The sequence below is a fragment of the Dactylosporangium sp. NPDC051485 genome (assembly GCF_040682015.1).
Lineage (GTDB): Bacteria > Actinomycetota > Actinomycetes > Mycobacteriales > Micromonosporaceae > Dactylosporangium.
Genome location: NZ_JBFAZW010000023.1, coordinates 101595 through 113030, shown reverse-complemented (window position 1 = coordinate 113030; position 11436 = coordinate 101595). Strand labels below are relative to the sequence as shown.

Annotated in this window: 14 protein-coding genes; 4 read left to right on the top strand and 10 right to left on the bottom strand. The window is 72.5% G+C overall.

From position 1 onward, the window contains the following. The 4 genes from AB0M46_RS16210 to AB0M46_RS16195 form a co-directional block, all read right to left on the bottom strand. A partial coding sequence (locus AB0M46_RS16210) for an ATP-dependent helicase (RefSeq protein WP_363336584.1) occupies positions 1-1468 on the bottom strand: 1468 nt, incomplete at its 3' end. A gap of 81 nt (positions 1469-1549) precedes the next feature. Continuing rightward, a complete protein-coding gene (locus tag AB0M46_RS16205; RefSeq protein ID WP_363336567.1) occupies positions 1550-2113 on the bottom strand; it encodes a TIGR00730 family Rossman fold protein in 564 nt (187 codons plus the stop codon). Next, the gene (locus AB0M46_RS16200; RefSeq protein ID WP_363336565.1) at positions 2114-2878 is read right to left on the bottom strand and encodes a TIGR00730 family Rossman fold protein; all 765 of its coding nucleotides are present in this window, start codon (positions 2876-2878) and stop codon (positions 2114-2116) included. It abuts the gene before it with no gap. A 95-nt stretch (positions 2879-2973) separates the two neighbouring features. Next, complete coding sequence (locus AB0M46_RS16195; protein ID WP_363336563.1) at positions 2974-3261, bottom strand: hypothetical protein; 288 nt, start codon at positions 3259-3261, stop codon at positions 2974-2976. Between AB0M46_RS16195 and AB0M46_RS16190 the strand changes: the two genes are divergently transcribed. Next, positions 3251-3823 carry a DUF3152 domain-containing protein gene (locus AB0M46_RS16190; RefSeq protein ID WP_363336561.1) on the top strand — a complete coding sequence of 191 codons (573 nt, stop codon included), beginning with the start codon at positions 3251-3253 and terminating at the stop codon, positions 3821-3823. The two genes, AB0M46_RS16195 and AB0M46_RS16190, sit on opposite strands and share 11 nt — an antisense overlap. A 104-nt stretch (positions 3824-3927) precedes the next feature. Beyond that, the gene (locus tag AB0M46_RS16185; RefSeq protein WP_363336559.1) at positions 3928-4056 is read left to right on the top strand and encodes a hypothetical protein; all 129 of its coding nucleotides are present in this window, start codon (positions 3928-3930) and stop codon (positions 4054-4056) included. A gap of 113 nt (positions 4057-4169) precedes the next feature. On the opposite strand, the gene dapE is transcribed toward AB0M46_RS16185, so the two are convergent. Then, positions 4170-5237: a succinyl-diaminopimelate desuccinylase gene (dapE, locus tag AB0M46_RS16180; protein ID WP_363336557.1), complete on the bottom strand. Its 1068-nt coding sequence runs from the start codon at positions 5235-5237 to the stop codon at positions 4170-4172. A 34-nt stretch (positions 5238-5271) separates the two neighbouring features. Here dapE and dapD point away from each other — a divergent pair, with 34 nt between their 5' ends. Next, positions 5272-6216, top strand: a complete 945-nt coding sequence (dapD, locus tag AB0M46_RS16175; protein WP_363336555.1) for a 2,3,4,5-tetrahydropyridine-2,6-dicarboxylate N-succinyltransferase — start codon at positions 5272-5274, stop codon at positions 6214-6216. A 43-nt stretch (positions 6217-6259) separates the two neighbouring features. Here the strand turns inward: dapD and dapC are convergent, their stop codons facing one another. Both dapC and fdxA read right to left on the bottom strand, forming a co-directional pair. Then, positions 6260-7372, bottom strand: coding sequence for a succinyldiaminopimelate transaminase (gene dapC, locus AB0M46_RS16170; protein WP_363336582.1), 1113 nt, complete (start codon positions 7370-7372; stop codon positions 6260-6262). Continuing rightward, the gene (fdxA, locus tag AB0M46_RS16165) at positions 7369-7695 is read right to left on the bottom strand and encodes a ferredoxin (RefSeq protein ID WP_363336553.1); all 327 of its coding nucleotides are present in this window, start codon (positions 7693-7695) and stop codon (positions 7369-7371) included. The genes dapC and fdxA overlap by 4 nt, the downstream gene beginning before the upstream one ends. 107 nt (positions 7696-7802) lie before the next feature. Here fdxA and AB0M46_RS16160 point away from each other — a divergent pair, with 107 nt between their 5' ends. Beyond that, positions 7803-8759 (top strand): GNAT family N-acetyltransferase, encoded by a 957-nt coding sequence (locus tag AB0M46_RS16160; protein WP_363336551.1) that lies wholly within the window; start codon positions 7803-7805, stop codon positions 8757-8759. 13 nt (positions 8760-8772) lie between these two features. Here AB0M46_RS16160 and AB0M46_RS16155 read toward each other — a convergent pair whose 3' ends face one another. The 3 genes from AB0M46_RS16155 to mshB all read right to left on the bottom strand — a co-directional run bounded on the left by AB0M46_RS16155 (position 8773) and on the right by mshB (position 11356). Further along, a complete protein-coding gene (locus AB0M46_RS16155) occupies positions 8773-9240 on the bottom strand; it encodes a hypothetical protein (RefSeq protein WP_363336549.1) in 468 nt (155 codons plus the stop codon). Between the two features lie 236 nt (positions 9241-9476). Then, positions 9477-10406 (bottom strand): hypothetical protein, encoded by a 930-nt coding sequence (locus tag AB0M46_RS16150; protein WP_363336547.1) that lies wholly within the window; start codon positions 10404-10406, stop codon positions 9477-9479. After that, on the bottom strand, positions 10403-11356 hold the full coding sequence (gene mshB / locus AB0M46_RS16145; RefSeq protein ID WP_363336545.1) for an N-acetyl-1-D-myo-inositol-2-amino-2-deoxy-alpha-D-glucopyranoside deacetylase: 954 nt from the start codon (positions 11354-11356) through the stop codon (positions 10403-10405). The genes AB0M46_RS16150 and mshB overlap by 4 nt, the downstream gene beginning before the upstream one ends. Positions 11357-11436: the final 80 nt, after the last annotated feature.

Genomic DNA, 11436 nt, shown 5'->3' with positions numbered 1-11436 from the left:
GCCGCTCCACCATGGCCAGCTCGGCCGGGTCGCGCAGCGCGGCCAGCAGCAGCACGCCCGACGGCCGGCGGTCCCCCGCGGCCAGCGCGAGCGCCCGCAGCCCCTGCCGCAGCCGCCGCTCGGCCAGCGGGTCGGCCCCGCCCAGCGGCGAGTGCAGCAGCGCCACCGCCGCGTCCTCGTCCAGCCGCTCGCCGTCGAGCGCGCACCGGATGAGCAGCAGCAGCGGCGCGATCGCCGGCTGCAGGTGCAGCGGCAGGTCCTCGGCCTCGGTCACCGTCGGTACCCCGGCCGAGTGCAGCGCCCGCTGCAGCGGGGCGAGCTGCCGCGCGGTCGAGCGCACGATGACCGCCATCCGCGCCCAGGGCACGCCCCGCAGCAGGTGCGCCTCGCGCAGCCGGTGTGCGATGTATGCCGCCTCCGACGTCTCCGACGCGAACGTCCGCGTCTCCGTCGTGCCGCCCTCGCGGGTGGCCAGCATCGCCCGGTGCCGCGACGGCCCGCGCAGCCGCGCCGCGACCCGCCCGACCGGCGCCAGCAGCCCGGCCCCGAGCCGCCGCGAGTGCGGCAGGGTCACCCGCGGCGCGCCGGGGAACCGCTCGCCGAAGTCGCCGACGATCGACGGGTCGGCGCCGCGGAACGCGAACGTGGAGGAGTCCGGGTCGGCGAACGCGACCAGGTGCGCGCCGTTGCCGGCGACCAGCTCCAGCAGCTCGACCTGGGCGGGGTCGGTGTCGGCGAGTTCGTCGACGTAGACGTACGCCAGCCGCCGTTGTTCCCGCTCGAGGAGATCGGACTCGCCGGCCGCCGCCCGCACGAGCTCGGCGTAGTCGTAGGCGACCGACCCCCGGCCGGTGGCGTCGCGCAGGGCGAGCACCTGGAGGTACTCCCGGAAGAACTCGGCGGCCGCGGTCCAGTCGGCGCGCCGATGGATGCGCGCCAGTTCGCGCAGCTGATTGGGCCCGACACCCCGCTCGACCGCGCGCAGGAGCAGGTCGCGCAGCTCGGTGGCGAACGCCCGGGTGCCCAGCGCCCCGCGCAGCGACTCCGGCCAGGGTGCCGTGGACTCCGCCAGCAGCTCCCGGATCACCAGGTCCTGCTCGGGCCCGGTGAGCAGCCGCGGCGAGGTCTCGCCCCGCTCGACCGCGGCGCGGCGCAGCAGCCCGAAGGCGTATCCGTGGAATGTGCGGACCATCGGCTCGGCGGTGGTCCGCAGCCCGGCGGCCCGCCCGAGCCGCCCCTCGATCCGGTCGCGCAGCCGCACCGCCCCGCGCCGCCCGAACGTGAGCACGAGGATGCTCTCGGGGTCGGCGCCCTCCTCGACCCGGGCCGCGACGGCCTCGACCAGCGCGCTCGTCTTGCCGGTGCCCGGGCCGCCGATGACCAGCAGCGGGCCCTTGGTGTGCTCGATGACCAGCCGCTGCCACGGGTCGGCGAAGACCGGGACGGCCGCGGCCGGGGGGCGGCGCACGAGCCGGAAGGCACGCCGCTGCCCCGCGGGGGAAGCTGTCGCGGTCACGCGGCCTATGCAATCACATCGCGGGAGCCGGGCTCATCGTCCGCGCGCCGTGCCGAGCAGGGATGCCTCGATCAGGTCCATGGCCTTGTCGACGTCCTGGGCCATCAGCAGCAGCGCCAGGGCCGACGGGCGGACGAACTGCTCGCGGGCCAGGCCGCCCAGCCAGTCCAGCAGCCCGCCGTAGAAGCCGCCGGCGTCCAGCAGCAGGATCGGCTTGCGGTGCTGGTCGAGCATGGCCGTGGTCCAGACCTCGAACAGCTCGTCCAGGGTGCCCAGCCCGCCGGGCAGCGTGATGAAGGCGTCGGCGCGCTCGATCATCAGCAGCTTGCGCGAGGCCATGCCGTCGGTGACGACCAGCTCGTCCGACTTGGTGTCGGCCACCTCGAGGTCGACCAGGGACTGCGGTATCACGCCGAACGTGCGGGCCCCGCCGGCCCGGGCGCCGTCCGCGACCGCGCCCATCATGCCCACGCAGCCGCCGCCGGAGACCAGCTCGTGGCCGCGGCGGCCGATCTCGACGCCGAGGTCGTAGGCCAGGCCGAGCCAGCGCTGGTCGAGCCGCTGCGACGAGGCGCAGAACACACCGATGCGGGCCATCTACTCGCTCCCCTCCTCGACGTGCTCGGCCGCGTCGCGGATGTGCTGCACGGCGGCCTCGACGTCGTCGGTGAGGAACAGCAGCTCGAGGTCCTCGGGTCCGATCTTCCCGTCCGGGAGCATGGTGTCGCGCATCCAGTCGAGCAGGCCGCGCCAGTAGTCGGTGCCCATGAGCACCACCGGGAAGCGCGTCACCTTCCGCGTCTGCACCAGCGTCACGGCCTCGAACAGCTCGTCGAGCGTGCCGAAGCCGCCCGGGAGCACCACGAAGGCCTGCGCGTACTTCACGAACATCGTCTTGCGCGCGAAGAAGTACCGGAAGTCGATGCCGATGTCGACCCAGTCGTTGAGCCCCTGCTCGAACGGCAGCTCGATGCCCAGCCCGATGGACAGCCCGCCGGCCTCGGCGACGCCCTTGTTGGCCGCCTCCATGACGCCCGGACCGCCGCCGGTGATCACCGCATACCCGGCCCCGGCCAGCGCCTTGCCGAGCGCCTCGCCCATCGCCCACTCCGGGCTGTCGGGCTTGCTGCGGGCCGAGCCGAAGACGCTCACGGCCGGCGGCAGGTCGGCCAGCGTGTCGAAGCCCTCGACGAACTCGCTGAGGATGCGCAGCGCCCGCCACGCGTCCTTGGTCTTCCACTCGTGCCGCAGGTGCGAGTCGAGCAGCCGCTGGTCGGCGGTGCTCAACGCAATGGCGTCGCGTCGCAGTGTCACCATTCCGCGATGCCGCTCCCGCGGCCGGCTGCGCTTGGGTTCGCTCATGCCGTCACCTCCGGTTCGTTCCGGCGCCGGCCTGAGCCAGGCTGTGTCCGCTTTGTCCGCGGCCGCTCCCCCTCGATCCGGGCCGCTCATGCCTGTCACGGTACGTCGATCGGATTGCCGGGAACCCACCAGGCGGCCAAGTCGTGGTCCAATACCGCCATGACGCGACGGGGGTGGATGCTGCTCTCGTTGGCCTGCCTGATTCTGGTGGGTTCTTCCATCATTTGGTACGGCATGAGCGCTTCCTCCCCACCCGCAAAGCCCCTGGCGGCCTCGTCGCCGGCCGCGCCTTCCCCGCCGTCGCCCCCTTCCCCTGCCGCCTCCCCGTCGTCGCCTCCGCCGGCCGCGCCGGCCTCTACCCAGCCGCCCTCCGTGCCGGTCAAGGGCAACGGGAAGTTCGACTACGCCACCACCGGCGGCGAGCGGATCGGCGCCGCCGGGCACGTGGTGCACTACACCGTCGCGACCGAGCAGGGATCCGGCGTCGACCCCGAGGAGTTCGCCGCCGCCGTGCACCGCACCCTCGGCGACGGGCGCAGCTGGATCGCAGGAGGCCGATTCTCCTTCCAGCGGGTCCCGGCCGGCAGCCCGAGCGAGCTCACTGTGCATCTGGCCACACCATCGACGACCGACACCATGTGCGCCAAGCGCGGGGTGAACACGAGGGGCGAGGTTTCCTGCCGCGGCGGCCGGGACGTGATCATCAACCTCAAGCGCTGGCTGCTCGCCGTCGCCTGGTACCCGAGCGTCGCGGAGTACCGCAACATGGTCGTCAACCACGAGGTCGGCCACTTCCTCGGCCACGGCCACGCCGTCTGCCCGCACAAGGGCGCCCCCGCCCCGGTGATGGCCCGCCAGTCCTTCGGCCTGGAGGGCTGCGCGGCCAACGCCTGGCCCTATCCGGACGGTAAGACCTACGTCACCGGGCCACCCGCGCCGCGATGATCGGACGCTTTCGGTAAGAAAATGGGTGCAGGGAGCAACGTTCCGCCCTGCCGTCGCGTCCTACTCGGTATACCAGTGGCAGGGGACATGGGGGGTGACCGGCCATGACGCGGACGGACCAGGACCGCCAGAAGCGGCAGATCAACCGGAGGATCCGCGAGGTGCTCGCGGTGCGCCGCATGATGCGCCAGATCGACCCGGTGATCGAGGACTCCGCGCCCGAGGCGAACTGACCCTTTCATACGAAAAGTCGGGCACTGCGCGCCGCGACTTTTCGGACTTTTACCCCGGCGGGGTATAGGTTCCCGATGCGTGGAACGGGCGAATTGCCCGTTTCATCGGCGGATCAGGCCTCGCCGCGCAACCAGCGGCGCATGACGTCGGCACTCTCGACGATCTTGTCGATCTCCACGTGCTCGTCCTGCTTGTGGGCCAGGTTCGGGTCGCCGGGGCCGAAGTTCAGGCCCGGGATGCCGAGCACGGCGAAGCGGGCCACGTCGGTCCAGCCGAGCTTGGCTCGGGGCGGGCGGCCGATCGCGCCGAGCAGCTCCTGGGCCGCGGGCGCGTCCAGGCCCGGCAGCGCGCCGGGGGCGGAGTCGGTGAGCTCGACCTCGAAGCCGTCGAACACCTCGCGCACGTGCTCCTCGGCGGCCTTCTCGTCGCGGTCCGGCGCGAAGCGGAAGTTGACCTCGATCTCGCAGGCGTCGGGCACGACGTTGCCGGCCACCCCGCCGGCGATCCGCACCGCGTTGAGCCCCTCGTGGAACTCGCAGCCGTCGATGGTGACGGTGCGTTCGCGGTACCGCCGCAAACGCTCCAGCACGGGCGCCGCCTTGTGGATCGCGTTCTCGCCCAGCCACGACCGGGCCGAGTGCGCGCGCTTGCCGCTGATGCGCACGATCACGCGCTGCGTCCCCTGGCATCCACCCTCGATCAGGCCGTGGGTGGGCTCCAGCAGTACCGCGAAGGCGGCATCGGTCAGGAGGTCCGGACGCCGGTCGGCGAGGATCTTCAGCCCGTTGCGCGCCGAGTCGATCTCCTCGCAGTCGTAAAACACGTAGGTCACGTCGTGGCGCGGCGCCTCCTCGGTGACGGCGAGGTGCAGGGCGATGGCCGTGCCGGACTTCATGTCGGACGTGCCGCACCCCCACATCAGGTTGCCCTCGGTGCGGGACGGGAAGTTGTCGTGCAGCGGCACCGTGTCGAGGTGGCCGGCCAGCACCACGCGCTGCGCCCGGCCGAGCTCGGTCCGCGCCACGATGGTGTGCCCGAAGCGCTGGACCTGCAGCTTGGTGGCGGCGAGCGTCTCCTCGACGCGGTCGGCGATCTCGGCCTCGTTGCCGGAGACCGACTCGATGTCGACCAGCGCGCGGGTCAGGGCAACGGGATCGGCAAGGACTTCACGGGTGAGCATGGCTCTGACCTTAGATGGGGTAGCGTTCGATCACGTGACGACCGCCTACATCGACTCTCCCGCGTGGGGGCTGGGCCTGGCCACCGTGACGTCCTCGGGCCAGGTGCTGGACGCCTGGTTCCCGGCCGGCAACCTGGGCCTGGGCTCCCCCACCTCGCCCACCAGCGACTTTTCGAACATCTCGGATCTGGCGGAATCACCGCTGGGGCTGCGCAACGAGGTGGTCCGGGTGGAGATCCAGTCACTCGGGGACGCGCCGACCAGCACGGCCGAGGTGTACCTGCGCCTGCACCTGCTCTCGCACCGCCTCGTCCGCCCGCACCAGGCCAACCTCGACGGGCAGTTCGGCCTGCTGGCCAACGTCGCCTGGACCTCGGCCGGCCCGTGCCTGCCCGAGCAGGTCGACGACCTGCGCGCGCTGGAGCGGCGGGCCGGGCGCCGGCTCAACGTGTTCGGCGTGGACAAGTTCCCGCGGATGGTCGACTACGTGACCCCGTCCGGCGTGCGCATCGCCGACGCCGACCGGGTGCGGCTGGGCGCGCACCTGGCCCCGGGCACCACCGTCATGCACGAGGGCTTCGTCAACTTCAACGCCGGCACGCTGGGCACCTCGATGGTGGAGGGCCGCATCTCGGCCGGCGTGGTGGTCGGCGACGGCACCGACGTGGGCGGCGGCGCCTCGATCATGGGCACGCTGTCGGGTGGCGGCAAGGAGATCATCAACCTGGGTGAGCGCTGCCTGCTCGGCGCCAACTCGGGCATCGGCATCTCGCTGGGTGACGACTGCGTGGTGGAGGCGGGCTGCTACATCACGGCGGGCTCGAAGCTCACCCTGCCGGACGGCCGCGTGGTCAAGGCGCGGGAGTTGTCCGGGCTGAGCAACCTGCTGTACATCCGCAACTCGGTGAACGGGCGGCTCGAGGTGCGCGAGCGCCAGGGCCGGGGCATCGAGCTCAACGCCGCGCTGCACGCCAACTGAGCAAGCCGGCCCCCGCCGCGCCGCGGCGGGGGCCATCGCACAGCTACAAGCGGGCGGCGGCCGCCGCGACCCGCTCGTCCGTGGCCGTGAACGCCACCCGGACGTGCCGCTCCCCGGCCGGCCCGTAGAAGGCCCCCGGCGCGGCCAGAATGCCCCGCTCGGCCAGCCAGTCGACCGTGGCCCAGGAGTCCTCGCCGCGGGTCAGCCAGAGGTACAGCCCGGCCTCCGAATGCTCGACCGTGAACCCGGCCCGCTCGAAGGCCTCGCGCAGGATCTCGCGCCGCCGCCGGTACCGCTCGCGCTGCTCGTCCACGTGCGACTCGTCCCCGAGCGCGGCGACCATGGCCGCCTGCACCGGGGCGGGCACGATCATCCCGGCGTGCTTGCGCACCGCCAGGATCTCCTCGACGAGCGCGGGATCGCCGGCGAGGAAGCCGGCGCGGTACCCCGCGAGGTTGGACCGCTTCGACAGCGAGTGCACGGCGAGCACGTTGTCGAACACGCCGTCGCACACGGACAGGATCGACACGGGGGCCGACTCCCACGGCAGCGGGAGGTAACACTCGTCGCTGACCACGATCGCGTCGCGCTCGCGCGCCCACGCCACGATCTTGCGCAGGTGCGCCTCCGGCAGCACCCGCCCGGTCGGGTTGGACGGCGAGTTGACCCACACCATCCGCACCCGCGCCGGCCCGAGCGCCGTGAGCGAATCGGACCGCACCACGGCGGCCCCCGCGAGCTGGATCCCCACCTCGTACGTCGGGTAGCACACCGACGGGATCACCACGGTGTCGCCGGGCCCGAGGCCCAGCAGCGTGGGAAGCCAGGCGACCAGCTCCTTCGAGCCGATCGTGGGCAGCACGCCGAACGACCCGGAGCCGGGCGCACACCAGCGGCCCACCCAGTCCGCGATCGCCGCGCGCAGGGCCGGGACGCCGGCGGTCAACGGATACCCGGGCGCGTCGGAAGCCTCGGCCAGCGCCGCGCGGACGATCGCCGGCACGGAGTCGACGGGCGTGCCGATCGACAGGTCGACCAGTCCGTCCGGGTGCCGCGCCGCGGCGGCCTTGGCCGGCTCGAGCCGGTCCCAAGGGAAGTCCGGCAGCCCGGCCGCGAGCGCGCGCCGGGCCCCGGCGGAAGAAACTGTGCCGGTCAGTGTTCGCGCTCCTGCGGCGGCAGGGCGGCGACGAACGACGCGTCCTTCTCGATCTTGCCGACCTTCGACGCGCCGCCGGGCGAGCCCAGCTCGTCGAAGAACGAGTAGTTGGCGCCGACGAAGTCCTTCCACTTCTCCGGGACGTCGTCCTCGTAGAAGATCGCCTCGACCGGGCACACCGGCTCGCAGGCGCCACAGTCCACGCATTCGTCGGGGTGGATGTAAAGCATGCGGTTGCCCTCGTAGATGCAGTCGACAGGGCACTCCTCGATGCATGCCTTGTCGAGCAGGTCCACGCAAGGTTCGGCGATGATGTAAGTCACGGGTCGCCCTCTTTCGCGCCTGAGGCTGCCAGCCTGGGCTGGCAAACCCCGCCGCATCCAACCGCGGCGGTACGAAGCCTAGTATCCAGGTTCACGGGAGGTCGATCGTGCTCGGGCCACAACACGTGGGACAGCGCGTCGTCGTGCGCCGAATCGTCGGGATGCGTGACGAACGACCCGTGTTTTCCGACATTCTGGGCCACCTGGTCGAAGCGTCCGAGACACATCTCACAGTTCGGGCCCGCTCGGGCGCGATCCGCGTTCCAATTTCTGAGATCGTGCGGGCCAAGCCGGTCCCCCCGCGCCGCCGTTTCACCCCCACCGAGTCCCTCGAGGCCGCCGCGGCCCTGGGCTGGCCGGCCGCCGAGCAGGCGAGCCTGGGCGACTGGCGGCTGCGGGCCACCGACGGCTGGACCCAGCGGGCCAACTCGGCCCTGGCCATCGGCGACCCGGACCTCTCGCCGGGCGAGGCGATCGACTTCGTGCAGCAGTGGTACCGCGAGCGCGGCCTCGTCCCCGCGATGAGCGTCCCGGTGCCGCTCTTCCAGCGCCTCGACGACGAACTGGAGCGCCGCGGCTGGATCGCCTTGCCGGTCACCCAGGTGATGACGGCGAGGCACGCCGAGCTGACCTTCCCGCCGTTCGCCGCGGTGCCGGGACGCCTCGCGCTGGCCACCACCCCGTCGGCCGAGTGGCTGGCCGCGGTGGGCGGCCGCAAGGGCCCGCTCCCGGACTCGGCCGTCGGCGTGCTGACGTCCGTCCCGCACGTTCGTTTCGCCGAGTGGTACGGCGAGGACGGCACCCTCCTGGCCACCGCCCGCGGCTGCGTGGCCGATCCCGGCTCGCGCTGGCTGGGGCTGTCCGTCATCGGCGTGGCGGAGGCGGCCCGCCGCCGCGGCCTGGCTCAGCGCCTCATCGCCGCGCTGGTCGAGTGGGCCGGCTCGCTCGGCGCCGAGGAGGCGTACCTACAGGTGGAGCAGCGCAACACCGCGGCGGTGGCGCTCTACGAGCGCCTCGGCTTCACCACGCACCACGTCTATTCCTCGCGCCGCCTGCTCGGCTGACCCTGTCCGCGCCTTATCCGCGCCGGATCACCTTGCGGGGCTTCGTGCCGACCCGGTCGACGTACCGTTTCCAGGACTGCGACCGGTAGTCGAGGCCGAGCGTCATCAGCAGCAGCAGGCCCACCACGGCCCCGATCGCCGACAGCCCGACGAAGTAGAAGAACTGCCGGAACACGAGCCCGACGCCGTTGCTGAACGGCCCGACTCCGGACACGAACGGCCCGATCAGCACCGCCAGCACGCAGGCGGCGACAACGGCGGCCCCCAACTCACCCACCACGTGCAGCATCGGGCGCCTCCGGCCGTACCAGAACGCGACCGGAATCATCACCGCCCCGACCGCGAACAGCGCCCACAGCCCGATGGTGATCTGCTTGGCGTCGTCGTCCCCGGCCCCGAACCGCACCACGAGCCGCGCGATGACATTGACCAGAAAGAGGCCCCCCGCGACGAGCCCGACGGGCAACCACCGCTCCTTCATCGCCAGCCTCCCGTTTCCCCGTTTCCCCGATTCCGCCGACACCTCACTCGGCGCGGAAACGTGTTTACTCGCCAATACCTCCAAGGCGCAAGACCTGCCGCCTCTGAGTTCCCTGAGCCTCCGCCCGACCATCGGCAATTCGCCCGCATCACCGCCGGCCGCGCTGCACTTCGGCGGGAAATCACCCGCACAGTCGCCCACGGCAAACTCGCGGGCTACCCCGTGCGCCCAGCTCGTCAGGCGCCGGCCGTCGGCGAGGTCGCGGACGGACCGGCGCCGGGACCACTGCGCGACCCGGGCGACAGCCTCTGTCGCATCGACGACACGTAGATCCCGATCGCGAAGGCCAGCGACCCCGTGAACAGCGTCAACAGCCCCACCCAGTTGTCGCTGGTGATGAGCAGGTCCCCTTCCGAGGTCTTCCCGGCCGCCCCGAACCAGATCACGCACCACGCCGCCCCGGGCAGCAGCGCGGCGAGGCGCAGCCGGCTCGTCGTGAACGCGAACCACCCCAGCAGCGGGTTGGTCGCCAGCGCCACCACCAGCGACACGGGCACGCGCACGCCGCCGATGCGCAACGGGGAGTAGAAGACCTCGAAGAGCGCGAACACGATCGCCAGCAGGACGGCGATCAGCAACCCGGCTACCCTGATCCCGACGTCCAGCAGTTGCTCGACGGCCGGCGACATGGACCGGCGGCCCGCGTCTTCGGGCCGCGCCGGGTCCGGGTCGCCGCCGTTCATGTTCGCCACACCACCAGCGTCTCCCCCTTCGGGCCCGCCGGTCGACGGCACGCTCGCATCCCGCTCAAGCGCGCCACCCTGGACACCGCCGTTGAACGCGGCGCCGGCGGGAACTGGGTCGTTCGACGCGGGACCGGCGGGGCCGCTGAACGCGCCGCCGACGCCGTCGGACATCGCGGCGGCGGGAGCGGCACCGTTGGACGCGGGACCAGCGGCATCGGCGGCGCTGGTGGGCGCTGCGTCGGCGAGCGCGGGGCCGTTGGACGCGGGGCCGGCGGCGCCGTTGGGCGTTGCGCCGGCGGGCGCGGGGCCGGTGGTGCTGTCCGAAGTGGGGCCGGCGGTGGCGAGGCCCTGGCCGCCCGGCGCGATCTGCCGGGCGGGACGGGTGCCGGGGCGCGGCGCCCCCTTGCGCTTCGTGCTCACGAGGACCCGGGCTCCACAGTCGCGCCGCTGGACAGCGCTGTGGCCTCCAGCGCGCCGGTCGGCACCTCGCGCGGCTCCGGCGGCCCGGACACGTCGACGCCCGCGAACAGGTCCTCCTCCCACCCGTACCGGCCCACGCCGGGCCCCTTGGCGCCGCGGGCCAGCTGGTAATACTCGACGCCCATGAACTCCGCGCCGAAGTTGCCCGCGATGGAGAACAGCCAGGACGACTGGGGAATCTGCGTGGCGTGCGCCTTCAGGGCGGCCGTCTTCTCCTCGGCGAACTCGTGCGCGTCGACCCGCGCGGCGATGTCCTCGTCGGCGGTGCCGAAGGGCAGGTCCTCCGGCCGCTCGATGTCCGCGAAAGGGTTGTCGGAGGAGCCGCGAAACTCCCGCATGCCGGCCTCCAGCACGCTGCGGGGCACGGCCGTCCAGTACACCTTCTCGGGTGCGATGCCCTCGGCCTCGGCCAGCTCGACGGCGCGGGTCAGCACCCGGTGGGCCTGGATGTGGTCGGGGTGGCCGTAGAAGCCGTTGGGGTCGTAGGTGACCGCGACCTGCGGGCGGGTCTCGCGAATGATCTCGAGCAGCTCGCCCGCGGCGGTGTCGAGGTCGGCGCCCCAGAACGCGCGTGGGTGCTTGTTGGCCGGCGTGTCCATCATGCCGGAGTCCCGGTAGCGCCCGGCGCCGCCGAGGAAGCGGTGGTCGCTCACCCCGAGGTAGCGACAGGCCTCGGCGAGCTCGGCAATGCGATATCCACCGAGCTGATCGCCCTCGGCCGCGGCGAGCCCGGCCAGCGCGGGCACGTGGATCTCGCCTTCCTCGCCAAGGGTGCAGGTCACGAGGGTTACGTGCGCCCCGGCGGCCGCGTATCGGGCCATCGTGGCGCCGGTCCCCATCGACTCGTCGTCGGGGTGTGCATGGACGAACAGGATGCTCCGAGCACTCACGGGGGCAACTCTACGGCGTACCACCGACAGTTCTTCCAACCGCCACGGTATGCGTAACCGAGCGCGCACCCCGAGTGACG